At 68.4% G+C, this 24,292-nt stretch carries 23 protein-coding genes, 1 pseudogene and 1 riboswitch; of the genes and pseudogenes, 7 read left to right on the top strand and 17 right to left on the bottom strand.

What is annotated here, in order from left to right; genetic code table 11:
- The first annotated feature begins 71 nt into the window (after positions 1-71).
- The 4 genes from rnr to ACYVJH_RS05900 all read left to right on the top strand — a co-directional run bounded on the left by rnr (position 72) and on the right by ACYVJH_RS05900 (position 4,126).
- A complete protein-coding gene (rnr, locus tag ACYVJH_RS05915; protein WP_460453690.1) occupies positions 72-2,513 on the top strand; it encodes a ribonuclease R in 2,442 nt (813 codons plus the stop codon).
- Between the two features lie 22 nt (positions 2,514-2,535).
- A complete protein-coding gene (gene rlmB / locus ACYVJH_RS05910) occupies positions 2,536-3,291 on the top strand; it encodes a 23S rRNA (guanosine(2251)-2'-O)-methyltransferase RlmB (RefSeq protein ID WP_460453689.1) in 756 nt (251 codons plus the stop codon).
- On the top strand, positions 3,288-3,587 hold the full coding sequence (locus ACYVJH_RS05905; RefSeq protein WP_460453688.1) for a CBU_0592 family membrane protein: 300 nt from the start codon (positions 3,288-3,290) through the stop codon (positions 3,585-3,587). Before rlmB ends, ACYVJH_RS05905 begins: the two co-directional genes overlap by 4 nt.
- Before the next feature lie 68 nt (positions 3,588-3,655).
- The gene (locus ACYVJH_RS05900; protein ID WP_460453687.1) at positions 3,656-4,126 is read left to right on the top strand and encodes a DUF1036 domain-containing protein; all 471 of its coding nucleotides are present in this window, start codon (positions 3,656-3,658) and stop codon (positions 4,124-4,126) included.
- Between the two features lie 15 nt (positions 4,127-4,141).
- On the opposite strand, the gene cysK is transcribed toward ACYVJH_RS05900, so the two are convergent.
- The 10 genes from cysK to ACYVJH_RS05850 all read right to left on the bottom strand — a co-directional run bounded on the left by cysK (position 4,142) and on the right by ACYVJH_RS05850 (position 11,652).
- Complete coding sequence (cysK, locus tag ACYVJH_RS05895) at positions 4,142-5,104, bottom strand: cysteine synthase A (RefSeq protein WP_460453686.1); 963 nt, start codon at positions 5,102-5,104, stop codon at positions 4,142-4,144.
- Positions 5,101-5,733 (bottom strand): ribonuclease T, encoded by a 633-nt coding sequence (rnt, locus tag ACYVJH_RS05890; protein ID WP_460453685.1) that lies wholly within the window; start codon positions 5,731-5,733, stop codon positions 5,101-5,103. Before rnt ends, cysK begins: the two co-directional genes overlap by 4 nt.
- Before the next feature lie 31 nt (positions 5,734-5,764).
- The gene (locus ACYVJH_RS05885; protein ID WP_460453684.1) at positions 5,765-6,418 is read right to left on the bottom strand and encodes an HvfX family Cu-binding RiPP maturation protein; all 654 of its coding nucleotides are present in this window, start codon (positions 6,416-6,418) and stop codon (positions 5,765-5,767) included.
- Positions 6,418-7,197 carry an HvfC family RiPP maturation protein gene (locus ACYVJH_RS05880; protein WP_460453683.1) on the bottom strand — a complete coding sequence of 260 codons (780 nt, stop codon included), beginning with the start codon at positions 7,195-7,197 and terminating at the stop codon, positions 6,418-6,420. Before ACYVJH_RS05880 ends, ACYVJH_RS05885 begins: the two co-directional genes overlap by 1 nt.
- Positions 7,184-8,038: an HvfB family MNIO-type RiPP peptide maturase gene (locus ACYVJH_RS05875; protein WP_460453682.1), complete on the bottom strand. Its 855-nt coding sequence runs from the start codon at positions 8,036-8,038 to the stop codon at positions 7,184-7,186. The genes ACYVJH_RS05880 and ACYVJH_RS05875 overlap by 14 nt, the downstream gene beginning before the upstream one ends.
- Before the next feature lie 25 nt (positions 8,039-8,063).
- Entirely contained in the window at positions 8,064-8,444 is a 381-nt protein-coding gene (locus ACYVJH_RS05870; RefSeq protein WP_460453681.1) for an HvfA family oxazolone/thioamide-modified RiPP metallophore, read from the bottom strand.
- Between the two features lie 50 nt (positions 8,445-8,494).
- On the bottom strand, positions 8,495-9,034 hold the full coding sequence (locus ACYVJH_RS05865; protein ID WP_460453680.1) for an RNA polymerase sigma factor: 540 nt from the start codon (positions 9,032-9,034) through the stop codon (positions 8,495-8,497).
- Positions 9,035-9,110: 76 nt separating this feature from the next.
- A complete protein-coding gene (gene arsJ, locus ACYVJH_RS05860; protein ID WP_460453679.1) occupies positions 9,111-10,328 on the bottom strand; it encodes an organoarsenical effux MFS transporter ArsJ in 1,218 nt (405 codons plus the stop codon).
- Positions 10,325-11,329 carry an ArsJ-associated glyceraldehyde-3-phosphate dehydrogenase gene (locus ACYVJH_RS05855; protein WP_460453678.1) on the bottom strand — a complete coding sequence of 335 codons (1,005 nt, stop codon included), beginning with the start codon at positions 11,327-11,329 and terminating at the stop codon, positions 10,325-10,327. Before ACYVJH_RS05855 ends, arsJ begins: the two co-directional genes overlap by 4 nt.
- Positions 11,326-11,652 (bottom strand): ArsR/SmtB family transcription factor, encoded by a 327-nt coding sequence (locus ACYVJH_RS05850; RefSeq protein ID WP_460453677.1) that lies wholly within the window; start codon positions 11,650-11,652, stop codon positions 11,326-11,328. Before ACYVJH_RS05850 ends, ACYVJH_RS05855 begins: the two co-directional genes overlap by 4 nt.
- A gap of 114 nt (positions 11,653-11,766) precedes the next feature.
- On the opposite strand from ACYVJH_RS05850, the gene chrA reads away from it, so the two are divergent.
- A complete protein-coding gene (chrA, locus tag ACYVJH_RS05845) occupies positions 11,767-12,951 on the top strand; it encodes a chromate efflux transporter (protein WP_460453676.1) in 1,185 nt (394 codons plus the stop codon).
- Here chrA and gcvP read toward each other — a convergent pair.
- A complete protein-coding gene (gene gcvP / locus ACYVJH_RS05840) occupies positions 12,927-15,788 on the bottom strand; it encodes an aminomethyl-transferring glycine dehydrogenase (protein ID WP_460453675.1) in 2,862 nt (953 codons plus the stop codon). The genes chrA and gcvP overlap by 25 nt on opposite strands.
- 40 nt (positions 15,789-15,828) lie before the next feature.
- Positions 15,829-15,929: riboswitch (glycine riboswitch) on the bottom strand.
- A 262-nt stretch (positions 15,930-16,191) separates the two neighbouring features.
- Here gcvP and ACYVJH_RS05835 point away from each other — a divergent pair.
- Together ACYVJH_RS05835 and ACYVJH_RS05830 are read left to right on the top strand one after the other, a co-directional pair.
- Complete coding sequence (locus tag ACYVJH_RS05835; protein ID WP_460453674.1) at positions 16,192-16,707, top strand: MarR family winged helix-turn-helix transcriptional regulator; 516 nt, start codon at positions 16,192-16,194, stop codon at positions 16,705-16,707.
- A gap of 65 nt (positions 16,708-16,772) precedes the next feature.
- The gene (locus ACYVJH_RS05830) at positions 16,773-18,218 is read left to right on the top strand and encodes an NAD(P)-binding domain-containing protein (protein WP_460453673.1); all 1,446 of its coding nucleotides are present in this window, start codon (positions 16,773-16,775) and stop codon (positions 18,216-18,218) included.
- Between the two features lie 1,138 nt (positions 18,219-19,356).
- On the opposite strand, the pseudogene ACYVJH_RS05825 reads toward ACYVJH_RS05830, so the two are convergent.
- From ACYVJH_RS05825 to pstS, 6 genes and pseudogenes are all read right to left on the bottom strand, one after another.
- Positions 19,357-19,641, bottom strand: a pseudogene (locus ACYVJH_RS05825) (YihY/virulence factor BrkB family protein); the annotation flags it as partial.
- Between the two features lie 71 nt (positions 19,642-19,712).
- Entirely contained in the window at positions 19,713-20,426 is a 714-nt protein-coding gene (phoU, locus tag ACYVJH_RS05820; RefSeq protein WP_460453672.1) for a phosphate signaling complex protein PhoU, read from the bottom strand.
- A gap of 11 nt (positions 20,427-20,437) precedes the next feature.
- Positions 20,438-21,256, bottom strand: coding sequence for a phosphate ABC transporter ATP-binding protein PstB (gene pstB, locus ACYVJH_RS05815; RefSeq protein WP_460453671.1), 819 nt, complete (start codon positions 21,254-21,256; stop codon positions 20,438-20,440).
- Positions 21,249-22,112, bottom strand: coding sequence for a phosphate ABC transporter permease PstA (gene pstA / locus ACYVJH_RS05810; RefSeq protein ID WP_460453670.1), 864 nt, complete (start codon positions 22,110-22,112; stop codon positions 21,249-21,251). The genes pstB and pstA overlap by 8 nt, the downstream gene beginning before the upstream one ends.
- Complete coding sequence (gene pstC / locus ACYVJH_RS05805; protein ID WP_460453669.1) at positions 22,112-23,080, bottom strand: phosphate ABC transporter permease subunit PstC; 969 nt, start codon at positions 23,078-23,080, stop codon at positions 22,112-22,114. Before pstC ends, pstA begins: the two co-directional genes overlap by 1 nt.
- Before the next feature lie 84 nt (positions 23,081-23,164).
- Positions 23,165-24,157 (bottom strand): phosphate ABC transporter substrate-binding protein PstS, encoded by a 993-nt coding sequence (pstS, locus tag ACYVJH_RS05800; protein WP_460454273.1) that lies wholly within the window; start codon positions 24,155-24,157, stop codon positions 23,165-23,167.
- Positions 24,158-24,292 lie beyond the last annotated feature (135 nt).

The raw sequence follows: 24,292 nt of genomic DNA, 5'->3' as shown, positions 1-24,292 counted from the left end.
GTCAACGGTTCCGGGCCAGGCAACAAGGGCCGTGACGCCGGCAGTCAGGGGCCCCGGTGTACCATGGCCGAATGACAAAAGCCCCAAAGAGCAAGAAAAAGACACCGGGCGCCACGCTCCCGCCCTGGATGCCCGACTCGATGCGCGAACAGGCGCCTGCCAAAGGCAAGCCCGAACCCGCGAAACGCAGCCGCAAACCCCGTCCCGACGCCGCCGCCGCGGCCGCAAAGCCGCCGCGGGCCGGCAAGCCCCGCCGGGCGCCCTCGGGCCGGCCGGGCAAACCCGCCGGCGCCGGCGCACCGGGCGTAAAGGACCCGATGGCGGCGCGCGAAGCCGCCCGCTACGAAAATCCGATCGCCAGCCGCGAGGCCATCGCGAACCTGCTGCAGGAAAGCTCCGGCCCGCTGACCGCCGAGGAAGTCGGCGAGGCCCTGGACCTGCTGGCCGAGGACCGTTTCGATGCCCTTTCGCGCCGGCTGGCGGCCATGGTTCGCGACGGCCAGCTGCTGCGCAATCGCCGCGGCGGTTATGCCGTGGCCCAGAAGCTCGACCTGGTCGCCGGCACGGTCATCGCCAACCCCGACGGCTTCGGCTTCCTCAAGTGCGACGACGGCGGCGAAGACCTGTTCCTGCCGCCGGGTGAACTGCGCAAGGCGCTGCACGGCGACCGCGTGCTGGCCAGCATCACGGGCGTCGATCGCCGTGGTCGCCGCGAAGGCGCCATCGTCGAAGTACTCGAGCATCGCCTGACCCGCCTGACCGGCCGCTACAGCGAACGTGCGCGCATCGGCATGGTCGTTCCCGACGACCGTCGCGTGCTGACCGAAGTACTGATCCCGCCGGAGGACAACAATGGCGCCCGCGAAGGCCAGCTCGTGGTCGTTGAAATCACCCAGCCGCCCGAGAAGGGCCGGCCGCCGGTGGGTCGCATCCTGCTGGTGCTGGGCGACCGCCTGACCCCGTCGCTGGTGGTCCAGGCCGCCATCCACGGCCACGACCTGCCGCATGAGTTCCCGCGCGAGGCGCTGGCCGAGGCCGCCGAAGTGCCGCTGGACGTACCGGCCGCCGAAGCGCGCCAGCGGGTCGACCTGCGCAAGCTGCCGCTGGTCACCATCGACGGCGAGGACGCCAAGGATTTTGATGACGCCGTCTGGTGCGAGCCCAATGCCGAAGGTTTCCGCCTGATCGTCGCCATCGCCGATGTTTCCCACTACGTGCGCCCGGGCACCGCGCTCGACGATGAAGCGGTGAAACGCGCCACGTCGGTGTATTTCCCCGGCTTCGTGGTGCCGATGTTGCCCGAGACCCTGTCGAACGGCATCTGCTCGTTGATGCCCAAGGTCGAACGCCTGTGTTTCGCCTGCGAGATGCAGGTGGACTTCGACGGCAACGTCGTGCGCTCGAGGTTCTACGAGGCCATCATGCGCTCGCATGCGCGCCTGACCTACACCCAGGTCTGGAAGGCCGTGGGCGAGGGCGACACCGACGCGGGCAAGGAGGCCATCGCCCAGGTCGGTTCGCTGATGCCCCAGCTCCAGCGCCTTCACCAGCTGTACAAGGTGTTGGCCAAGGCGCGCTCGCGTCGCGGCGCCATCGAATTTGAATCCACGGAAGTGCGCTTCGTGCTCGACGAGCATGGCGAGGTCATCCAGGCCGGCATGCTCGAGCGCAACGATGCGCACAAGCTGATCGAGGAATGCATGATCGCGGCCAACGTCGAGGCCGGCCGTTTCGTCACCGCCAAGCAGGTGCCGGCGCCGTTCCGCGTGCACCCGCGGCCGCCGGAGGCCAAGTACGCCGACCTGCTGGAGTACCTGTCCGAGTTCGGCCTGAGCCTGCCGCCCTGGAGCAAGGTGCAGCCGCGTGATTTCACCCAGCTGCTGCGCAAGATCCGCGTACGCCCCGACGCCGCCCTGCTGGAAACCGTGCTGCTGCGTTCGCAGTCCATGGCGGTCTACCAGACCGAGAACCTGGGCCACTTCGGGCTGGCGCTGGATGCCTACTCGCACTTCACTTCGCCGATCCGCCGCTACCCGGACCTGCTGCTGCACCGGGCCATCAAGCACCTGCTCGAGAGCGGTGGCCCCGACGGCTTCCACTATTCGGCCAAGGAGATGGCGTCGCTGTCGGTGCACTGCTCCGAACGTGAACGCCGCGCCGACGAAGTCGAGCGCGAGGTGGACGAACGCTACCGCAGCGCCTGGATGGAAAAGCACGTCGGCGACGAGTTCGACGGCGTGGTCAGCGGTGTCACGAATTTCGGCCTGTTCGTCGAACTGGCCGGCTCCAAGGTCAACGGCCTGGTGCACGTGACCCAGCTGCCCCACGACTATTTCCACTTCGATCCGCTGCGCCGCAGCCTGTCCGGTGAACGCACCGGCCTGCGCTTCCGCCTGGGCGACCCGGTGCGGGTGCTGGTGCTCAAGGCAAGCGTCGAGGACAAGCGCATCGATTTCAGGCTGGTGGTGCCGGAAGGCGCGCCGAAGAAAAAGAAGAAGGCCGGCTCGCACTGAGCCCGGCGAAGGAAGCACGAGCATGAGCACCAGGAAAGACAACTGGGTCGCCGGCATCAATGCCGTGGCCTCGGCGCTGGAACACGACCTCGAGCACGTGCGCGAGGTGCTGCTCGAGGCCGGCAGCAAGAACCCACGTATCACCGAGATCGAGGAGACCGCCCGCCGCCGCGACGTCTCGGTGCGCCGGGTGCCGCTGCAGTCGCTCGAAGGCATCGCCGGTGGCCTGCGCCACCAGGGCGCGGTGGCCCGCTATGAGGCGGCCAAATCCACCGACGAGAAGGAGCTTCCCGGCCTGGTCGAAGCCGCCGCCGGCAAGGCGCTCGTGCTGGTGCTCGACGGCGTGCAGGACCCGCACAACCTGGGTGCCTGCCTGCGCAGCGCCGCCGCCGCGGGCGTGACCGCGGTCGTGATTCCGAAGGACAAGGCCGCGCCGGTGAACGCCACCGTCCGCAAGACCTCGGCCGGCGCCGCCGACCGCATCCCGGTGGTCAGCGTCACCAACCTGGCCCGTACCATGCGGGCGCTGCAGGAAATGGGCGTCTGGCTCTACGGCCTCGACGGCGAAGCCACCGCCAGCATCCACGCCACCGACTTCACCGGCAACGTCGGCCTGGTGATGGGCGGCGAAGGCGAAGGCATGCGCCGGCTTACCCGCGAAACCTGCGATGGCCTGGTGCGCATCCCGATGCCGGGTGAGATGGAAAGCCTGAACGTCTCGGTCGCCACCGGTGTGGCGCTGTTCGAGGTCGTTCGCCAACGGGGAGTCCAGAAATGAGCCTGCAGTGGTATGACTTCGTGGGGCTGGCCGGCGTGGCCTTCGTGTTGGGCGCCTTCTTTCTGCTGCAGGCCGGCAAGCTGAAAGGCGATTCGCTGGGCTACCAGCTGGCCAACCTGTTCGGCGCCATCTTCATCCTGATCTCGATCTTTGCGGCGGGCCCGGACTTCCGCGACGTCATCTCGGCCACGATCATGCAGCTGGCCTGGATCGTCATCAGCCTCTACGGGCTTTGGCGGGGGCTGCGTTCTCGCTTCTCGCGCGCGCGATCCGGCGGCTCGTCCCAGCCGGACTGAGACCTGCGTCACTTTCCGCCGGCGCCGGGCCTTGTTACTTTCGGTCGGGACGTCCGGGGGGATCCTTGATGAACAAGACCAGATGGTCGGCCTTGGCTGCGCTTGGTGTTGCACTCGTGCCCGTCGCTTCGGGCCAGGCTGGCGGCGGCCGGGGCGACAACGATGGCAGTTCGACGTCCGCGGGAGCCGCGGTCATCGAACTGCGGGTCTGCAATCGCAGCGGAAAGGACGCCCTGGTGGCCATTTCCTACCTTCCCGTCGAACAAAGCCGCTTCTACAACCGCGGCTGGTTCCGGGTGAATGACGGCGAATGCAAGAGCCTGGTCGAAACCGGCAACTCCAACTTCTACTTCTACGCCGACGTGGTGGGCGGCAATCGCCGCTGGGCCGGCAGCCATTCGCTGTGCGTGGAGTACCCGGGGCCCTACAACTTCTATTCCGACGGCTCGGACTATTGCGGGGAGCACCAGGAGGCGCGCAACTTCGTGGCCGCCAGCAAGTCCGAGCCCGGCACCTTCACCTGGAACCTGGACCCCTGAGCCACCGGCGGGCGATCAGCCTGCCGGCAGCGAGGCCAGCCACTCGTCGTCGCTGCCTTCGTTGATGCCCTCGAACAGGAAGGTGCTGAGGTAACGTTCGCCGGTGTCCGGGATCATGGCCAGCACCGCGCTGCCCGGGTCCAGGGTGCGGGCGACCTCCAGGGCCGCGGCGAAGGTGCCGCCGCCGGATATGCCGCAGAAGATGCCTTCGCGCGTGGCCAGGTCGCGCGCGGTGTCGCGCGCCAGCACGTCGTTCACCGGCACGATCAGGTCGTAGATATCGCGGTTGAGCACGTCCGGGATGAAATCCGGCGTCCAGCCCTGGATCTTGTGCGGCTGCCAGTCGCTGCCCGAAAGCAGGGCCGCGCCTTCGGGTTCGGTGGCGGCGATCTTGATGTCAGGACGCGCCAGCTTCAGCACTTCACCGGCGCCGGTGAGCGTACCGCCGGTGCCGTAGCCGGTGACGAACCAGTCCAGGCGCTTGCCGGCGAAATCCTGCAGGATTTCCGGGCCGGTGGTGGCGCGGTGCCAGGCCGGGTTGGCCGGGTTTTCGAACTGCCGGGCGAGGAAGGCACCGTGCTTTTCCGCAAATTCCTTCGCGTACCGCACCATGCCGCTGCCGCGTTCCGCCGCAGGCGTCAGGATGACCTTGGCGCCCAGCGCACGCATCAGCTTGCGCCGTTCAACCGAAAAGGTTTCCGCCATGAAGGCGACGAAGGGGTAGCCCCGTGCCGCGCACACCGCCGCCAGGGCGATGCCGGTATTGCCGGACGTGGCTTCGACCACCATCTGGCCCGGCTGCAGCGCGCCCGAGGCTTCGGCGTCGAGGATGATCGCCATGGCCAGACGGTCCTTCACCGAGGACATGGGGTTGAAGTATTCGAGCTTGGCGTACATCGCCACGCCCTCCGGCGCCAGCCGGTTGATACGCACGATCGGCGTGTTGCCGACGGTACCCAGGATGCTGTCGTGGATCATTGCCCTGACTCCTTCACGCAGAACCGCCGCCAAGAATTGAGCACCGCACAGAACAGTGCCGCCGTTCGTTCGGTGTCGTACACCGCCGAATGCGCCTGGTCGCCGTCCCAGTCGAGGCCGGCGGCCTGCACGGCCCGGCTGAGCACGGTCTGGCCATAGGCCATCCCCGCCAGCGTAACCGTATCGAAGGTCGAAAAGGGGTGGAAGGGGTTGCGCTTGTGCCCGACGCGCGTCACCGCGGCGTTCAGGAAGCCGAGGTCGAAATGGGCGTTGTGGCCGACCAGGATGGCTCGCTGGCAGCCGTTGCGTTTCACCGCCGCCCGCACCTTGGCAAATACGAGGTCCAGCGCTTCGCGTTCCGGCAGGGCGCCCCGGAGCAGGCTATCGAGCCGAATACCGGTTATCTCCAGCGACTTGGGGTCGATCTCGCTGCCTTCGTAGGGTTCGACGTGGCTGGTGGCGACTTCGCCGGGCACGTAGTAGCCGGCGTCGTCGAGCTCGATGGGGATGGCGGCGATTTCCAGCAGGGCGTGCCGGGTGCAGTCGAAACCACCGGTTTCGACGTCGACGACGACAGGGAGGAAGCCGCGGAAACGCTCGGGCATGCGCGGCGGGGAGGTGTTTTCCATGCCGCGCAGGATAACAGGGCCGACCCCTGGCTCAGGCCGGCCAGAGCCTCCCGGCGGCCAGCAGCAGCACCGACAGGATCGCCAGGACCAGGCCCGCCACCGGCACCAGCATCAGCGCCGGCATGGCCACCACCGCCAGCGCCAGCGCCCAGGCCGCGGGGTCGGCGACCGGGCGGCGCGGCGTGGTGTCGGTGCCCGCGGCCAGCAGTGCGTCGAGGCTGAAGCGGCCGGCGCCGTGGAATACCAGCGGCAGCAGCATGGCCATGAACAGCAGCGGCAGCTTGAAGTTGCCGAATCCCTTGTCGGTGATCGCATAACCCCGCCAGAGTTCGGACAGGCTGCCCCAGTCGGCCGGCCAGTGCACCGACACCGTCGCCACCGCGGTCAGCACCAGCAGCGCGAACGCGAAAAAGCGTGTGCCCAGGCCCAGCAGCAAGGCCACGGCACCCAGCAGTTCGGCCCAGGTCGCGAGGGTCCAGCTCAGGTCCGTGGGCGCGAGGTTGAACGGCGCCGGGAACTTGTCCTGGATGCCGGCGAACCAGTTTTCGCCCCGCAGCTTCTGCACGCCCGCTTCCCAGAATTCCCAGGCCAGCAGCAGGCGCAGGCCCAGGGGCGCCAGCCAGCGGCCGGTGCCTTCCAGGCGTTCACTCAGCGCCAGCCAGCGCGTGCTCGAATCGTGGGCCATCAGGGGGTCTCCGGGTTGGTGTGGGTGCCCAGCACGACGCCGTCGCGGCGCAGCTGGTCGAACATGCGGCGGCCATCGGCGACGAAGGCGTCGAGATCGGGCGCCGATGCTTCGGCGGCAAGGGCCTCGAGCTGGGCGCGCCCGGTCAGGCCAGGCTGTTCGGACAGGCGCTGCAGCAGGCGGAAGGTGAGCGGGCTCAGCGAGTGGAAATGCACGCGCTGGTCGGCGCCGCGGCGCACGAGCAGCAGGGTGGGTGCCTCCGGCGCCTCGGTGGGCTGGTAGTCCGGCGCCAGCCGGTGCACCGGCCAGGCATAGGCAAGCGGCCAGGCCAGGGGCGAAGGCACCGGCACGCCGGCGAGAAGGTCGCCGCCGGGGTCGTGCGGTGTCTGCTGGTCGCTGGCTTCGCTGAGGTCCAGCGCCAGCTCCACCCATTCGTAGTGCGCCAGTTCCACCAGCCAGGGCGGGTCGCCCGCGTCCGGCGCCTCGCGCGCCTGCAGGTACTGGATGAACTCCCGCGGCAGTTCCGGGAACAGCGGCGTGCTGCAGCGGTGGTCGCGATAAAAATCGCGCACCAGCGCGTGCCAGTGGCTGTCGTCGAGCAGGCGGCGGATCACCGGGAAGTTGGCGGCCAGCAGGCCCTGCAGGCTGTTGTAGAACAGCTCCCGATAAACCTTCAGGCGCCGGTCCTCGATGCCTGGGGGCGGGGCCTGCTGCTCCGGGTCGCGCACGTGCGCCGCCAGCCGCGCCTGCTGTTCGCGCAAGCGCTCAGGCGCGGGCATGGCGTTCCGCGGAAGCGGCGTACTGGTCCAGCACGGCGCGCACCTGGCCCAGTTCGGCCACCAGGTCGGCGTAGGGCGGGATGTTGAAGTCGCGCTCGAGAAGGGTGGGGCGTGGGCCGAAGCGCGCGCAGGCCGCGTCGAGCAGTGCGAACACGTCGGGTTTCACCGGCGCGCCGTGGGTGTCGACCTTCAGGTCGTCGGCCTCGTCGTAGTGGCCGGCGATGTGGAAATAGGCGATGCGTTCGCCGGGCAGCGCCGCCAGGAATTCCCCGGCGTCGTAGCGGTGGTTGATGGCGTTGACGTAGATGTTGTTCACGTCCAGCAGCAGGTCGCAGTCGGCTTCGGCCAGCACCGCGTTGATGAAGTCGATCTCCGGCATGGCCTGGTAGGGCGCGGCGTAATAGGAAATGTTTTCCACCGCGATGCGTCGACCCAGGGCGTCCTGCACCTGGCGTATGCGTCCGGACACGTGCCGGACCGCTTCTTCCGTGAAAGGGATCGGCAGCAGGTCGTAGAGCTGGCCGTCGGCGCTGCAGTAGCTCAGGTGTTCGCTGAAGACCGGAACCCGGTGCTCGTCGAGGAAATGCCGGAGCTTGCGCAGGTAGGTGTCGTCGAAGGGGTCGGTCGACCCCAGCGACAGCGACAGGCCGTGGCAGACCAGGGGGTGCCGCGAACTCAGGTCGCGCAGGGCGGCGCCGAAGCGTCCGCCCACGCCGATCCAGTTGTCCGGCGCACATTCCAGGAAATCGAAATCACCGGGCGAAGCGGCCTGCAGCGGGCCCAGAAGGGTCCGCCGCAGGCCCAGGCCCGCTGCCGTTCGAGGGAGCGTGCTCGCGGACATCACGGAGCGATAAGGCCTCGCTGCCTCACTTGTCGCCTTCGGCCTTTTCATCGGCCTTTTCGGAGCCGCACTTGCCTTCGCCGCACTTGCCTTCCTCGGCCTTGCCACCGGCCATGTCGGTGCCGCACTTGCCTTCGCCGCACTTGCCTTCCTCGGCCTTTTCACCGGCCATGTCGGAGCCGCACTTGCCTTCGCCGCACTTGCCTTCCTCGGCCTTTTCACCGGCCATATCGGAACCGCACTTGCCCTCGCCACACTTGCCTTCTTCGCCCTTGTGGTCGCTGGCGGAGAGCAGGTAACCCTGGGCCAGTGAATCCATGGCGAAGGCGGAGGTGGACAGGGCCATCGAACCGAGCAGCGCGGCGCTGGCGGCGAGGACGACGGGTTTCAGGGTTTTCTTGGACATGGTGTGGCTCCCTCTTGGGTTGCTTGCAGTGATGCGGGCGTGCCCGCGGTTTAATCCTGAAGGTATTCGCGCGCCAGTGCACGTGCCCGGTGCAGGCGCGCCTTGGTGGCTTCGCGGGTCAGGGACAGGGTGTCGGCCAGTTCGCCGATGGTCAGGCCCTGAACGTCGCGAAGCAGGATGATCTCGCGATAGTGCGGTGGCAGCGACTCCAGCGCCGCCGCCAGGTCCTGCGCCAGCCCGGCCGGTGCGTGCGCGCAGGGGCCGGCGATGTCCTCGGTGAGCTCTTCCTGGCGCAGGCTCCGCCAGCCGCGTTTGAGGCGGTTGCACTCGCGCTTGACGATGCGGAACAGCCAGGAGGTGAACGACTCGAGTTGGCGCAGATCGGCCAGCTTGCGCGACGCGGTGAACAGCGACTCCTGCACGGCGTCTTCGACGTCGTTGACGACGCAGTGGTGCTCGGCGTAGCGGCGCAGGTCCTGGCGCGAACGCGTCAGCACCCGCTCCAGCGCCAGGCAGTCGCCGGCACGCGCGGCCTGCAGGTCGTCCTGCCAGGGCGTTGCGGCGGCGGGGCTTGGCGGGCTTGGATGCATTGCGGTCGTCATACCCCTGAAGTGGCTAGCCGCAGGTGAAAGGATGCGCGGGCAGCCGATTCCATTCAGGCAGTGTTTAGTTAATCGGCGGCGATGCGGGGCCGCCGTGCCGGGGGAGGCCCAGGGACACGCCGGCGGCCACCAGCACGAAGACCGTCGAGATGGCCAGGCAGGCTGCCAGCCCCCAAGCCTGGTACACCGCGCCCGACAGCACCGTCCCGAGCAGCCGGCCGCCGGCATTGGCCATGTAATAGAAGCCGACGTCCAGGGACACGCCATCCTCGCGTGCGTAGCTGACGATCAGGTAGCTGTGCAGGGCCGAGTTCAGCGCGAACAGCACGCCGAAGGCCAGCAGACCGGTCACCAGCACCGCCTGGGCCGGCCAGCCGGCCCACAGCGCGGCGGCCATGCCCGCGGCCAGGGCGGCCAGGGGCAGGGCCCAGCCGAAGGCGGCACGGCCATCGGGAACCGGGCCCCGGCGCAGGCCGGTGATGGCCGGGGCCAGGGCCTGCACGCCGCCGTAGCCGATGATCCACAGCGCCATGAAGCCGCCGACCTGGGCATGCGGCCAGCCCAGGACCTGGGCGAGGAACACCGGCAGTGCGACCACGAACCAGACGTCGCGGGCCCCGAACAGGAACAGCCTTGCGGCCGAGAGCCGGTTGATGGCCCGGCTCTTGGACAGCAGGTCGCGGAACTTCGGCTTGGCCTTGGCCCGCCCGAGGTCGGCCTGAAGCAACAGCAGGCTGCTCCCCCACACCAACGCCAGCGCCGTTGCCATGGCCAGCACCGCACCGGCGAAGCCCAGCCAGGCCAGCAGCAGCGCTCCCAGGAAAAAGCCGACGCCCTTGAGCGCGTTCTTGGAACCGGTGAGCAGCGCCACCCAGCGGTACAGGCGTGCCTGCTGGTCGCCGGGCACCAGCAGCTTGATGCTGCCCTTGGCGCTCATCTTGTTGAGGTCCTTGGCGATGCCGCTCAAGGCCTGGGCCGCCATGACCCAGGGCACGGTCAGCATCGCGGCGGGCACCGCCAGCATCGCCAGCGCGCCGACCTGCAGCGCCAGGCCCAGGTTCATCGTGCGGTTCAGGCCCAGGTGCGCGCCCAGCCAGCCACCGAGCAGATTGGTGACCACGCCGAAGATTTCGTAGAACACGAACAGCATCGCCACCTGCAGCGGCGAATAACCCAGCTGGTGGAAGTGCAGCACCACCAACATGCGCAGCGCGCCGTCGGTGAGGGTGAAGGCCCAGTAGTTGGCCGTCACCAGCAGGTACTGGCGGGTCAGCGGGTTCATCCGCCGGTGCCGACCTTGCGCGCCAGTTCGACGGTGCGGTTGGCGTAACCCCATTCGTTGTCGTACCAGGCGAAGATCTTCACCTGGGTACCGGCCACGACCATCGTGAAAGGACCATCGACGATGCTGCTCCGGGGGTCGCTGCGGTAATCAATGGACACCAGCGGGCGCGTCTCGAAACCCAGGATGCCCTTGAGCGGGCCATCGGCGGCGGCCTTGAGCAGGGCATTCACTTCGTCGACCGTGGTTTCGCGCTTCACCTCGAACACGGCGTCGGTCAGCGACGCGTTCGCCAGTGGCACGCGCACGGCGTGGCCGTTCAGGCGGCCCTTGAGCTCCGGGAATATTTCGGTGATCGCGGTGGCCGAACCGGTGGTCGTGGGGATCAGGCTCATGCCGCAGGCGCGGGCGCGGCGCAGGTCCTTGTGCGGCTGGTCGAGGATGGACTGGGTATTGGTGAGGTCGTGCACGGTGGTGATGCTGCCGTGGCGGATGCCCAGGCCCTCGTGGATGACCTTGACGATGGGGGCCAGGCAGTTGGTTGTGCACGAGGCCGCGGTGACAATGCGATGCACGGCCGGGTCATACAGATGGTCGTTGACGCCCATCACCACGTTCAGCACGCCGGCTTCCTTCACCGGCGCGGTCACGACCACGCGCTTCACGCCCTGGTCCAGGTAGGCCTGCAGGGCGGCGGTGGTCTTCATCTTGCCGCTGGCTTCGATCACCACGTCGCAGCCGGACCAGTCGGTGTCGGCGATGGTCTTGTTGCGGGTGACCGGGAAACGCTGGCCGTCGATCAGCATGGCCTCGCCGTCGGCCGTGGCCTCGCGCGCCCAGCGGCCGTGCACGGAATCGAAATTCAGCAGGTGGGCAAGGGTGGCGGCGTCGCCGGCCGGGTCGTTGACCTGCACGAATTGCACGTCTTTCCAGCCGAAGGCGGCGCGCAGCGCCAGGCGGCCGATGCGGCCGAATCCGTTGATGCCGATCTTGAGGGTCATGGGCGGGTTTTTCCGGGGGTTGGGGCGCAGCGGGAGGCGTCGCCGCCACAGCAGTTTTCGGTGAGGTAGGCGACCAGGCCCTGCACGGCGTCGAGGTTCGCGCGGTAGCGGATGAAGCGCCCCTGCGGTTCCGGCACGATCAGGCCGGCCTGCTGCAAGGCCTTGAGGTGGAAGGAGAGGGTGGCGGCCGGCAGGTGAAGGTGTTCGGCGATTTCACCGGCGAAAGCACCTTCCGGGGCGCGCTCCACCAGCCAGCGATGGATCGCCAACCGATGCGGCTGGGCCAGGGCGGACAGGGCGGCGAGGGCATCTGGCGTTTTCATTGTTCCAGAATAATTAAAATATGTGACCGTTCCAAGGCCACGGCATGCGCCCCTGCAGATGAAACCAGCGGCGTGTACCCGAGGGTGCGACAGGGGCGGCTAGACTTCCCGCGCATGTCTTCCGGACTATTCACCACCTTCCTGCGCCTGGGCCTGACCTCATTTGGTGGACCGATCGCGCACCTGGGCTATTTCCGCCAGGAGTTCGTCGTGCGCCGGGCCTGGCTGTCGGAGGCTGGCTTCGCGCAGCTCTTGGCCATCGCCCAGGTGCTGCCGGGGCCGGCCAGCAGCCAGCTGGGCTTTGCAGTGGGCCTGCTGCGCGGTGGCTGGGTCGGCGGCCTGCTGGCCTTCATCGGTTTCACGCTGCCGTCGGCGCTGCTGCTGTTCGGGCTGGCCCTGCTGGCGCCCCGGCTTGAAGGGCCCACGGCGCTCGCGGTTCTGCATGGCCTGAAGCTGGTGGCGGTGGTCGTGGTGGCGCATGGACTGGCAGGCATGATCCGCAGCCTGGTGCCCGATCTTCCGCGTGCGTTGCTGGCGGGGCTGGCGCTGGCCGTAATGCTTGCCGGTGGCCCAGCCTGGCGGCAACTGGCCGTGATCGTGGCCGGAGGCCTGATCGGGCCCTGGCTCTGCCGGAGCGCGCCGCGGCTGCCCGCGGACGAACTGCGCGTGGGCCATAGTCCACGCGCGGCCTGGTGGTTGCTGGCCGTTTTCGGCATCGGCCTGGTGCTGGCCCTGCTGTACGCGGAGCGGCCGGCGTCCTTGCCTGCCGTCGCCGGCGCGTTCTACGAGGCCGGCGCACTGGTGTTCGGCGGGGGCCATGTCGTGCTGCCGCTGCTCGAGCAGTCCACCGTCGCCACGGGCTGGATCGGTCGCCAGGAATTCCTTGCCGGCTATGGCGCCGCGCAGGCCGTGCCCGGACCGATGTTTTCGTTGGCTGCCTACGTGGGGGCGATGGTCCCGACCGGGCAGGCGCCGCTGGTCGGGGCCGCCGTCGCCCTGCTGGCGATCTTCCTGCCGGGACTGCTGCTGATGGCCGCGTTGTTGCCGCTGTGGTCGCGGTTGGCCCGGCAGTCATGGGCACCGCCGGCCATCGCCGGCATCAACGCCGCGGTGGTGGGGCTCCTGGCGGCGGCTTTCCTGGCCATCGTGTTGCCCGCAGGGGTGCACGGCGGCGGCGATGCCGCCGTCGCGCTGCTGGGAATTTGCCTGCTGGCCTCCGGACGCGTGAACGTGCTGTGGGTGGTGGCCACGGTCGTGGCCACCACGGTCGTGCTTCAGGCGTCTTCGGGTTCCTTGTAGGCGTCGACCGGGATGCAGGCGCACATCACGTTCTTGTCGCCGTAGACGTTGTCCACGCGCGCCACCGGCGGCCAGTACTTCTGCTGGCGCAGGCTGGCCAGCGGGAAGGCGGCCAGTTCACGCGGGTAGGCGTGAGTCCACTCGCTGGCCGTCACCGCGGTGGCGGTGTGCGGGGCGTTGCGCAGCGGGTTGTCTTCGCGGTCGAGCTTGCCTTCCTCGACGGCGCGGATTTCGTCGCGGATCTGGATCATCGCGTCGATGAAGCGGTCGAGTTCGTGCAGCGATTCGCTTTCGGTCGGCTCGACCATCAGGGTGCCGGCGACCGGGAAGCTGAGCGTCGGAGCATGGAAGCCGAAATCGATCAGGCGCTTGGCCACGTCCTCGGCGCTGATGCCGGTGCTGTCCTTGAGCGGGCGCAGGTCCAGGATGCACTCGTGTGCCACCAGGCCGTTCCGGCCGGTGTAGAGCGTCTTGTAGTGCGGTGCCAGGCGGCGGGCGATGTAGTTGGCGTTGAGCAGCGCGACCTGCGTGGCCTTGCGCAGGCCGACGGCGCCCATCAGCGTGATGTACATCCAGCTGATCGGCAGGATCGAGGCGCTGCCGTAGGTCGCGGCGCTGACCATGCCGACGTCGCCGCGGCCGCCGAGCGACTTGGGCAGGAAGGGGGCCAGGTGCGCCTTCACCGCGCAGGGCCCGACGCCCGGGCCGCCGCCGCCGTGCGGGATGCAGAAGGTCTTGTGCAGGTTCAGGTGGCTGACGTCCGAGCCCCACTTGCCGGGCTTGGCCAGGCCGACCAGCGCATTCATGTTGGCGCCGTCGGTGTACACCTGGCCGCCGTGCTGGTGCACGACCTCGCAGATCTCGACCACGTCTTCCTCGAACACGCCGTGCGTGGACGGGTAGGTGATCATCAGCGCCGCCAGGCGGCTGGAATATTTCTCGGCGTTGCGGCGGATGTCGGCGAGATCGACGTTGCCGTTGGCGTCGCACTTGGTGACCACGACGGTCATGCCGCACATCTGCGCCGAGGCCGGGTTGGTGCCGTGCGCCGATTCGGGGATCAGGCAGATGTCGCGTTCGGGCTGGCCGTTGGCACGGTGGTAGGCGCGGATCGCCAGCAGGCCGGCGTATTCGCCCTGGGCACCCGAGTTCGGCTGCAGGCTGACGGCGTCGTAGCCGGTGCACTCGACCAGCATCGCTTCGAGGGTGTCGACCAGCTCGCGGTAGCCGCCGGTCTGGTCGGCCGGTGCCAGCGGATGGATGTTGGCGAACTCCGGCCAGGTCACCGGGATCATCTCGGCGGTGCCGTTGAGCTTCATGGTGCAGCTGCCCAGCGGGATCATGGTGCGATCCATGGCCAGGTCCTTGTCGGCCAGCGAACGCATGTAGCGCAGCAGCTCGTGTTCGCTGTGGTGGGTGTTGAACACCGGGTGCTGCATGAAATCCGATTCGCGGCGCAGCGGCGCCGGCAGCGCATCGGCGGTGCCGGCATCGAGTTCGTCGATGTCCTCGATCCGGGCGCCGAAGAGCTTGGCCAGCGCCAGGACGTCGGCGCGGGTGCTGGTTTCATCCAGGCTGATCGCCAGGCTGCGACCGTCGATGCGGCGCAGGTTGATGCGCGCGGCGGCGGCCCGGGCGTGCACGGCATCGGCATCGACGCCGGTGATGTGCAGGGTGTCGAAGAAGCCCGTCCCGACCTCGACGTCGGCCTTGCGCAGCGCCGTCGCCAGCAGGGCGGCCAGGCGATGGGTGCGGGTGGCGATGCGGCGGATGCCATCGGGGCCGTGGTAGACGGCGTACATGGAGGCCATGACCGCCAGCAGCACCTGGGCGGTGCAGATGTTGGACGTGGCCTTCTCGCGGCGGATGTGCTGTTCGCGGGTCTGCAGGGTGAGGCGATAGGCGGCCTTGCCCTCGGCGTCGATGGATACGCCGATCAGGCGGCCCGGCATGGAGCGCTTGAAGGCGTCCCGGCAGGCCATGAAGGCCGCGTGCGGGCCGCCGAAGCCAAAGGGCACGCCAAAGCGCTGGGTATTGCCGACGACGATGTCGGCGCCCCATTCACCCGGCGGGGTGAGCAGGGCCAGGGCGAGCAGGTCGGTGGCGACGCAGACCAGGCCGCCGCGCGCGTGCACGGTGTCGGCCAGGGCGCGGTAGTCGTTGGCGTGGCCGTAGGTGTCGGGGTACTGCAGCAGCACGCCGAAGGCTTCGACGCCGGCCAGGTCGGCGTCGGCGGCGACGGCCAGTTCGATGCCCAAGGGTTCGGCGCGGGTGCGCAAGACTTCCAGCGTCTGCGGGTGCACGCCGGCGGAAACGGCGAACACGTTCGACTTCGACTTGCCCGAGCGCTTGGCCAGGGTCATGGCCTCGGCGGCGGCGGTGGCTTCGTCGAGCAGGGACGCGTTGGCGATCTCCATGCCGGTGAGGTCGGCGCACATGGTCTGGAAGTTGATCAGCGCTTCCATGCGGCCCTGGGAAATCTCGGCCTGGTAGGGCGTGTAGGCGGTGTACCAGGCGGGGTTTTCCAGGATGTTGCGCAGGATCACGTTCGGCGTGTGGGTGCCGTAATAACCCTGGCCGATGAAGCTGCGGAAAACCTGGTTGCGGCTGGCGACGGCGCGGATCTTGGCGATCGCCTCGACCTCGGAAATCGCTTCGGGAAGCGCCAGCGGCGCGGCCGACTTGATGCTGCCGGGCACGATGGCGTCGGTCAGCGATTCAAGCGAGTCGTGGCCGATGGTGCGCAGCATGTGCGCGATCTCGGCGTCGTTGGGGCCGATGTGGCGTTCGAGGAAGGCGTCGTGGTGCTCGAGCTGGCGCAGGCTGTCGCGATTCATGGTCGATCCGGACGAGGGAAGGGTCCGTGCATGCCGCACGGGGCGCCCCTCTGTCCTTTTGCCTGAGAGTTTTGGCCGCCATCTTGATGCGGCCATGCCCCTTCGGCGCCGGCTGGTTCCGGTCTCTCCAGAGTCGCTCGCGCGGTTGCGGTTCCGGGTCCTGAGCGATTACGGGCGTTACGCCTTCGGCGCTGGCCATGGCCAGCCTCTCCCGCTCCGCGCATCGAGCCCCGCCATTCTACCCGATGGCGGTGAAACCGGGGTCAGGATCGACATTTCATCGGCCGATATGCCCGCAGCCCGCAGGCCTGGGGTGGAAGGGCGCCGCCGAACCCGGTTTTCGCTTGACGGGGGCAGGGCGCCTGGAATAAGGTTGGCACACGCAACTAAATGGCCCCGTCCCATGGCAAGTGCCGCCACCACCAAGCTGATGCTGGACGCCCGCAAGCTCCAGGCCGCCGTGGCCGAGCTGGTGCGCATCTACCAGGTCCGCGACCGCGACCGCATCTGCTGCCACGACATCTCGGTCACCCAGTGCCATGCCCTGGAAGTGCTGGCGACGCGCGGCCCCATGCGTGCCCAGGCCATGGCCGAGGCCCTGAGGTTGGACAAGAGCACCGTCACCCGCGTGATCGACGCCCTGGTGCGCAAGGCCTACGTCGAACGCCTGCCCGACCCCGACGACGCCCGGGCCCAGTCGCTGCGGATCACGCCCGCCGGCCGCGCGCTGTTCAAACGCATCGACGACGAGATGGTGCAGCAGCAGGCGGCCTTGCTGGGCGACCTGGCCCCCGAGGTGCGTGCCGGCGCCACCGAACTGATCCGGCGCCTGGCCAAGGCCGCCGAACAGCGGTTCGTCCCCGGCGCCTGCGCCCCCTCCGAATGTGCCCCGGGCGAGGCCGGGCCAGGCTGCGGCTGATTTTTTCACCCAAATAGTTGTCTCTACCAATTAAATCCCGGTCCGGGAGTCCAGAGGAGATCGCCATGAACACATCGCTTCCCGTTGTCATCATCGGGGCCGGCCCGGTTGGCCTGGCCGCCGCCGCCCACCTGCTCTCGCGTGGCCTGGAGCCGCTGCTGCTCGAGGCAGGTGATTCCGTCGGCACCGGCATGCAGCGCTGGGGCCACGTGCGCATGTTCTCGCCCTGGGAGTTCACCATCGACAGCCAGGCGCGCGCCCTGTTGGCGGCTAGCGGCTGGAAGGAACCCGAGCTCGCTGCTTTCCCGACCGGAGGCGAGGTGGTCGAACAGTACCTGCGACCCCTGGCCGCAACCCGGGAGATAGCGTCGCGACTGCGCCTGGGTGCGCGCGTGCTGGGCGTGGCCCGCCACCGGCGTGACCTGATGAAGGACGCCGGCCGCGACGCGCAGCCCTACGTCGTGCATTACCAGGACGCCGACGGCGAGCACGAGGTGATGGCCCGGGGCGTGATCGACGCCTCGGGCACGATGGGAAACCCGAATACCCTGGGCGCCTCCGGCCTGCCTGCGCTGGGCGAACGTGCCCTCGGCGACCGGATCGCCTACGGCATTCCCGATGTGCTGGGCGCCGAACGCCAGCGCTATGCCGGCAAGCAGGTGCTGGTGGTGGGCAGCGGCCATTCGGCCTTCAACGTGCTCAAGGACCTGGCGCGCCTGTCGACTCAGTCGCCCGGCATGCACGTGCACTGGGCGCTGCGGCGCACGTCGCTGGCGCGCGTGCTCGGCGGCGGCGACAACGACCAGCTCAAGGAGCGCGGCAGGCTCGGCCAGGACATCGCCAGGCTCGTGGGCGAGGGCATGCTGACCGTGCACGCCGGCATCGAGATCGACGCACTCGAAACCACTGCCTCGGGCATCGTCGCCCGCGCAGGCGAACGACGCCTGCCCGCCGTGGATGAAATCGTCGCCGCCACCGGCTTCCGCCCGGACCTGTCGCTGCTTTCGGAAGTGCGGCTGTCGCTGCACGCGGGCACGCAGAGCCCGACCGCGCTGGCACCGCTGATCGATCCGAACCAGCACAGCTGCGGCAGCGTTCGCCCGCACGGCGCCGAAGAACTGCGGCATCCGGACGACGGCATCTACATCGTCGGCATGAAGAGCTACGGCCGTGCCCCGACCTTCCTGCTGCTGACCGGCTACGAACAGGTGCGTTCGGTCGCCGCCGCCCTGGTGGGTGACTGGGAGGCCGCGCGCCGGGTCGAACTGGTGTTGCCCGAAACGGGTGTCTGCATCACCCAGTTCGCCGACGAAGTCACCGCCTCAAGCCCGCCGGCGAACTCCACCGGCGGCTGCTGCGGTGGCCCGCCTGTCCGGGACGCCGCGGCCTGCTGCGTCGCGGACGAACGTGCGAAGGCCGTGGGGTCTGCTGGCTGCGGCTGCGGATCGCCCAAGCCGGCGGCGCTGGCCAGTCCCGAGCCCACCGCGGCCACGGCCGGTTGCTGCGGCTGAGGCCCTGGCGATGCCAGGACGCGGCACGGCGGCAGTGTGGTGGCTGGGTCTCGCCCAGTGCGTGGCCTGGGGGGTGCTGTATTACGGCTTCCCCGTCTGGCAACTGCCGATGCAGGCACGGTTCGGGCTGTCGATGGCCTGGGTGGCGGCGGCTTACTCCGCCGCCTTGCTGGTGGCAGCCCTGGTGGCGCCGCGGGTCGGGCGTGGATTTGACCGCGGCCACGGCGCGGCACTGTTCCGACTCGGACTGCTGGCGGGCGTGTCCGGCCTGTTGGTGCTTGCGTATGTCCAGCACCCCCTGGCCCTTCTCCTGGGCTGGCTGGGCATCGGCATGGGCATGGCGCTCACGCTTTACGAAACGGCCTTCGCGCTGGTGCACCGGGCGATATCCGACCCGGCGCTGCGGCTTCAGGGCCTGGCGGCGGTAACCGTGATGGGTGGACTGGCGAGCACGGTGTTCCTGCCGCTGCTCGGGAACCTGGTCGAATACACGGACCTGCGTACGTCGCTGCTGACGGGCGCCGTGGCGGTACTGGCGGCGGGCTGGCTGGTGGAGCGCCGGGTGCTGCCGGCCCTGCCTGCCGCGCCCGTGGATATGTCGGCGCCGGAGTCGCATCGTCCGCATTCGCGAGGTTCGATCACCACGCTGGCGACGATATTCACTACGGGCACCGTGGCCGGCATGGCCCTGATCACGCTTTTCGTACCACTGCTGCTTACGCGCGGCATCAACCTGGCCCACGCGGCCCTGGTGCTGGCGGCCTTCGGCGTGGCGCAGCTGCCGGGAAGGATCTGGCTGCTGCGCGGTGGCCGCCTGCCTTCGGTTGCCGTGCTCACCGTCTGGCCGATGGCGATGCAGGCCGCGGGGCTTGTCGCTGCCGCCTTCGCTCATTCGACGGTGGTCGCCGGCCTGGGCGTGGCCTTGTTCGGACTGGGCGCAGGCCTGCACACCCTGGCCAGGCCGTGGCTGGTGCAGCTGCGCTTCGGCGCGGATGCCGGCCACCGCAATGGCCAGGTCGCGATGAGCCAGGGCATCGGCCGCGCCCTGACGCCGGTTGCCTCGGCGCTGGCGGGGGCGCTGGTGCAACCACACTGGATCCTTCTGGCGCTGGCCCTGGTACTGCTCTGCCTCGTGCCCTCAGCTCGCCGGCTTTCTGCGCAGGCGCTCGTCCATCACGGCAGTGACCAGGGCGCCGCAGAAGAACACCAGCGCGGCGTAGTAGATCCACACCAGCAGCTGCACCAGGGTTCCGAAGGAGCCATAGGCGCTGCCCGGCGTCGCCTCGGTCAGGTGCAGGCGGATGGCCCAGCGTCCAAGGACGAACAGCGCAGCCGTAATCGCGCCGCCGATCAGGGCGCGCCGCCAGGGCACCGGGCGGTCGGGCAGGAAGCGGTATAGCAGGGCGAAAACGATCACCTGCAGCGGCCCGGGTATGCGCGGGTTCTGGGCTCATGCCCACCACTAATGGCGGGCATGGTGGCGCAGGTCGCGGGTTACTGGCCGGCCGTTACCTGGCTGGTCAGGTCGCCCTTCTCGCGGTCGCCTTCGGGCAGTTCGCCGTGCACCAGGAACCAGGTGTTCTCGGCGATGTTGGTGGCGTGGTCGCCGATGCGTTCGATGTTCTTGGCGATGAACAGCAGGTGGGTGCAGGCGGTGATCTGGCGCGGGTCTTCGGCCATGTAGGTCAGCAGCTCGCGGAACAGGCCGGTGTATTCGGCGTCGATCTCCACGTCGCGGCCACGCACGGCCAGGGCACGGTCGGCGTCGCGCTCGCGGTAGGCTTCCAGCGCCTCGGTGACCAGGGCGTTGGCCAGCTTCGCCAGTGCCGGCAGGCCGCGGGCGGCCGAGACCGGCGCGGTCTGGTTGAGCACCATGGAGCGCTTGGCGACGTTGGCGGCGTAATCGCCGATGCGCTCGATGTCCGACGAGATGCGCAGCGCGGCATAAACCTCGCGCAGGTCGCGCGCCATCGGCTGGCGCAGGGCCAGCAGGCGCAGCACGTCGTGGCTGACTTCGTGCTCGAGCGTGTCGATGGCCTCGTCGTTGGCGACCACGCGCATGGCGGCCTGGGTGTCGCGACGCTGCAGGACGTCGATGGCGGCGTCGAGCTGGGCGACGGCGATCTGGCCCATGCGGATGATTTCGCCGTCGAGCCGGGTGAGTTCGTCGTCGTAGCTCTTGACGATATGGTCGTGGGAATGGGGCATGGTGGGCGTCCTCAGCCGAATCGGCCGGTAATGTAGTCTTCGGTCTGCTGCTTGCCGGGCTTGGTGAAGATGGTGGTGGTCGGACCGTGCTCGACCAGCTCGCCCAGGTACATGAAGGCGGTGAAGTCCGAGCAGCGCGCCGCCTGCTGCATGTTATGCGTCACGATCAGGATGGTGAACTGCTGCTTGAGCTCGGCGAAGAGCTGCTCGATCTTGCCGGTGGCGATGGGGTCGAGCGCCGAGGTCGGTTCGTCGAACAGGATCACCTGCGGCTTCAGCGCCACCGCACGCGCGATGCACAGTCGCTGCTGCTGGCCACCGGATAGTCCCAGGGCCGTCTGCTTGAGCTTGTCCTTGACCTCGTCCCACAGCGCCGCCTGGCGCAGGGCTTCCTCGACGCGGTTGGCCAGGTCGGCCTTCGACAGGTTTTCGTAGTGGCCGATGCCGTAGGCGATGTTGTCGTAGATCGACATCGGGAACGGCACCGGCTTCTGGAACACCATGCCGATCTTGCTGCGCAGCCGGTTGAGCGGGTACTTCGGATCCAGCACGTCCTCACCGTCGAGCAGGACCTGGCCGCTGGCGCGCTGGCCCGGGTAGATCGAGTAGATGCGGTTGAACACCCGCAGCAGCGTCGACTTGCCGCAGCCCGAGGGGCCGATCAGCGCGGTCACCTTGTTCTTGGGCACATCGAGGTTGATGTCCTTGAGCGCGGTGAAGTCGCCATAGTGGAAGGCAAGGTCGCGCGCGGCCAGCTTGACCTCCGACGGCGAATCATCGGCGGCCGCGCTCGGGACGGCGGTGGCGAAGGTGATCGGGGCGTTAGTCATGTTGGGTCTTGTTTCGCAGGAGTAGGAAGCGTGCGAGCAGGGACACCGTCAGCACGAACAGGGTGATCAGGAAGGCGCCGGCCCAGGCCAGCTGGTTCCAGTATTCGAAGGGACTCATGGCGAACTGGAAGATGGTCACCGGCAGGTTGGGCATCGCGCTGCCCAGGTCGGTGTTCCAGTACTGGTTGTTGAAGGCGGTGAACAGCAGCGGCGCGGTTTCGCCGGAGATGCGCGCCAGGGCCAGCAGCACGCCGGTGATGATGCCCGGCAGCGCGGCGCGGTAGAGGATCTGCGTGGTTACCTTCCACTGCGGGATGCCCAGCGACAGCGCCGCTTCGCGCATCTGGCTGGGCACCAGGCGCAGCATCTCGTCGGTGGTGCGAACCACGACCGGCAGCACGATGAAGGCCATGGCGATGGCGCCGGCCCAACCCGAGAAGGTGCCCGTGGTGCGCACCACAAGGGTGTAGATGAACAGGCCGAGCACGATCGACGGCGCCGACAGCAGGATGTCGTTGACGAAGCGGATGACTTCGCCGATCTTCCTCGACCGGGCGTATTCGGACAGGTAGGTGCCGGCGGCGATGCCCACCGGCGCACCCATCAGCACGGCCAGCGAACTCAGGATCAGCGAGCCGACGATGGCGTTCTTCAGGCCGCCGGTGTCCTGCCCGGGCGGCGGCGTCATTTCGGTGAACAGCTGCAGGCTCATCGCGTCCACGCCCTTGCTGATCGTGGTCCACAGGATCCACACCAGCCAGAACAGGCCGAAGATGGTGGCGGCGCCGGAGAGCACCATGGCCAGGCCATTGACCAGCCGGCGGCGGATATAGAGGTTGCGGGCAACGGTGCTCATCAGTTGCCTTCCCGCTTGGCCAGGCGCATCAGCATCAGCTTGGCGATCGCCAGCACCACGAAGGTGACGATGAACAGCACGAAGCCCAGGGCCAGCAGCGCCGACTGGTACATGGGCGTGGTGGCCTCGGCGAATTCGTTGGCGATGGTCGCGGCGATCGAGTTGCCGGGCATCAGCAGGGACGCGTGGATGTTGTGCGAGTTGCCCAGCACGAAGGTGACGGCCATCGTTTCACCCAGCGCACGACCCATGCCCAGGAAGATGCCGCCGATCACCGCCGAGCGGGTGTAGGGCAGCACGATGTCCCAGACCACCTCGAAGGTGGTCGAGCCCAGCGCGTAGGCCGACTCCTTCAGGCGGTTGGGCACGGTCATGAAGACGTCGCGCATCACCGACGAGATGAAGGGGATGACCATGATCGCCAGCACGATGCCGGCGGTCAGCATGCCGATGCCGAGCGGCGGACCGGAGAACAGCAGGCCGACGAAGGGCACGGCGCCGAGGTTTTCGTCGACCCAGGGATAGACGTTGTCGGCCAGGAAGGGCGCAAGCACGAACAGGCCCCACATGCCGTAGATGATGGACGGGATGCCGGCCAGCAGTTCGATGGCGGTGCCCAGCGGCTGCCGGATCCAGGCCGGCGCCACTTCGGTAAGGAACAGCGCGATGCCGAAACTCACCGGCACGGCGATGATCATGGCGATGATCGTGCTGACCACCGTGCCGTAGATCGCGACCAGTGCACCGTACTCTTCGGTGACGGGGTTCCAGGCCGTGGAGGTCAGGAAACCCGGGCCGAACTCCATGAAGGCTTCGCGGCCGCCCCAGAGCATGGACAGCGCGGCCAGTCCCAGCGCGGCCAGTACGAACCAGCCGGCAAGGGTGACGATGTTGCGAAACGCCCAGTCTCGGAAGGCATCGGCGAGATGTGGGCGGTCGACGGGATTCGGGGCGGAAGCGGTGTGCATGCGCGGCGCTCTTGTGTTGGGGCCTGCGTTCGTAAGCAGGCCCGCGCGCCGGAAGGCGCGCGGGCCGGACCAGCGGTTTGGCGATTACTTGAAGTTGGTGACCCAGTAAGCTTCGATCTGCTCGACCAGGGCATCCGGCAGCGGCACGTAGCCGAGCTGCGTGGCCGAATCGTCGCCGTTCTCGTAGACCCAGTCGAAGAACTCGCGGGCGGCCTTGTTGCCTTCGGCGTTCTTGGGCTGCTTGGACATCAGGATGAAGTTGGTCGCGGCGATCGGCCAGGCGTCGTCGCCCGGGGCGTTGGTCACCACCAGGTAGAAGTCCTTGGCCTTGCCCCACTCGGCGCTGGCCGCGGCAGCCTGGATCGACGCGTTGGACGCTTCGACGTAATTGCCGTTGGCGTTCTTCATGGTGGCGTAGGCCACCTTGTTGGTCAGCGCGTAGGACAGTTCGATGTAGCCGATGGCGCCCTTGATCTGCTTGACGTAGGCAGTCACGCCCTCGTTGCCCTTGCCGCCCACGCCGGTCGGCCAGCGCACCGAGGTGCCTTCACCGACCTTGGTCTGCCATTCCGGCGACACCTTGGACAGGTAGTTGACGAAGTTGAAGGTGGTGCCCGAGCCGTCCGAGCGGTGCACGACGGTGATGCGCAGGTCCGGCAGCGCCACGCCCGGGTTGAGGCCGGCGATCGCCGGGTCGTTCCACTTGGTGATCTTGCCCAGGTAGACGTTGGCCAGGGTGGCACCGTCGAGCTTGAGGCCGTTGGCGGCGATGCCCGGCACGTTGAAGGCCGGCACGATGCCGCCCATGACCGAGGGGAACTGCACCAGGTTCGAGGCGGCCAGGTCGTCGGGCTTGAGCGGGGCGTCCGAGGAGCCGAAGTCGACGGTGTTGGCCTTGATCTGGGCGATGCCGCCACCCGAGCCGATGGACTGGTAGTTCACGCGGTGGCCGGTGGCGGTGTTGTAGTCGGCCGACCAGCGGGACATGGTGGGGAACACGAACGAGGCGCCGGCGCCGGTGATCTCGGCGGCCTGGGCGGAGGTGCCCAGCACGGCGGCAACGGCCAGGACGGCGATGCGGGACTTGGTCTTGAGCGAGCTAAACACGGTCAACTCCTTGGGATTCCGGGTAGGGCGGGCAGGGCCGCGCCCTCGGGTGTCAATGATTTATGACGAATGTGACAGCGGGGTTACATGCTCATGCAGCGGGGC

Source organism: Arenimonas aestuarii, from assembly GCF_054781715.1.
This window is presented reverse-complemented; position numbering and strand designations above follow the sequence as displayed.

Excerpts from the sequence above, each read along its gene's own strand:
- phoU (WP_460453672.1), bottom strand. The coding sequence starts at position 20,426 with ATGCCCCATTCCCACGACCATATCGTCAAGAGCTACGACGACGAACTC.
- ACYVJH_RS05875 (WP_460453682.1), bottom strand. The coding sequence starts at position 8,038 with ATGTCCGCGAGCACGCTCCCTCGAACGGCAGCGGGCCTGGGCCTGCGG.
- arsJ (WP_460453679.1), bottom strand. The coding sequence starts at position 10,328 with ATGAACCCGCTGACCCGCCAGTACCTGCTGGTGACGGCCAACTACTGG.
- ACYVJH_RS05835 (WP_460453674.1), top strand. The coding sequence starts at position 16,192 with ATGGCAAGTGCCGCCACCACCAAGCTGATGCTGGACGCCCGCAAGCTC.
- chrA (WP_460453676.1), top strand. The coding sequence starts at position 11,767 with ATGTCTTCCGGACTATTCACCACCTTCCTGCGCCTGGGCCTGACCTCA.
- ACYVJH_RS05905 (WP_460453688.1), top strand. The coding sequence starts at position 3,288 with ATGAGCCTGCAGTGGTATGACTTCGTGGGGCTGGCCGGCGTGGCCTTC.
- ACYVJH_RS05900 (WP_460453687.1), top strand. The coding sequence starts at position 3,656 with ATGAACAAGACCAGATGGTCGGCCTTGGCTGCGCTTGGTGTTGCACTC.
- ACYVJH_RS05880 (WP_460453683.1), bottom strand. The coding sequence starts at position 7,197 with ATGCCCGCGCCTGAGCGCTTGCGCGAACAGCAGGCGCGGCTGGCGGCG.
- ACYVJH_RS05855 (WP_460453678.1), bottom strand. The coding sequence starts at position 11,329 with ATGACCCTCAAGATCGGCATCAACGGATTCGGCCGCATCGGCCGCCTG.
- ACYVJH_RS05885 (WP_460453684.1), bottom strand. The coding sequence starts at position 6,418 with ATGGCCCACGATTCGAGCACGCGCTGGCTGGCGCTGAGTGAACGCCTG.
- gcvP (WP_460453675.1), bottom strand. The coding sequence starts at position 15,788 with ATGAATCGCGACAGCCTGCGCCAGCTCGAGCACCACGACGCCTTCCTC.
- ACYVJH_RS05865 (WP_460453680.1), bottom strand. The coding sequence starts at position 9,034 with ATGCATCCAAGCCCGCCAAGCCCCGCCGCCGCAACGCCCTGGCAGGAC.
- rlmB (WP_460453689.1), top strand. The coding sequence starts at position 2,536 with ATGAGCACCAGGAAAGACAACTGGGTCGCCGGCATCAATGCCGTGGCC.
- pstB (WP_460453671.1), bottom strand. The coding sequence starts at position 21,256 with ATGACTAACGCCCCGATCACCTTCGCCACCGCCGTCCCGAGCGCGGCC.
- pstA (WP_460453670.1), bottom strand. The coding sequence starts at position 22,112 with ATGAGCACCGTTGCCCGCAACCTCTATATCCGCCGCCGGCTGGTCAAT.
- cysK (WP_460453686.1), bottom strand. The coding sequence starts at position 5,104 with ATGATCCACGACAGCATCCTGGGTACCGTCGGCAACACGCCGATCGTG.
- pstC (WP_460453669.1), bottom strand. The coding sequence starts at position 23,080 with ATGCACACCGCTTCCGCCCCGAATCCCGTCGACCGCCCACATCTCGCC.
- rnt (WP_460453685.1), bottom strand. The coding sequence starts at position 5,733 with ATGGAAAACACCTCCCCGCCGCGCATGCCCGAGCGTTTCCGCGGCTTC.
- ACYVJH_RS05870 (WP_460453681.1), bottom strand. The coding sequence starts at position 8,444 with ATGTCCAAGAAAACCCTGAAACCCGTCGTCCTCGCCGCCAGCGCCGCG.
- ACYVJH_RS05830 (WP_460453673.1), top strand. The coding sequence starts at position 16,773 with ATGAACACATCGCTTCCCGTTGTCATCATCGGGGCCGGCCCGGTTGGC.
- ACYVJH_RS05850 (WP_460453677.1), bottom strand. The coding sequence starts at position 11,652 with ATGAAAACGCCAGATGCCCTCGCCGCCCTGTCCGCCCTGGCCCAGCCG.
- rnr (WP_460453690.1), top strand. The coding sequence starts at position 72 with ATGACAAAAGCCCCAAAGAGCAAGAAAAAGACACCGGGCGCCACGCTC.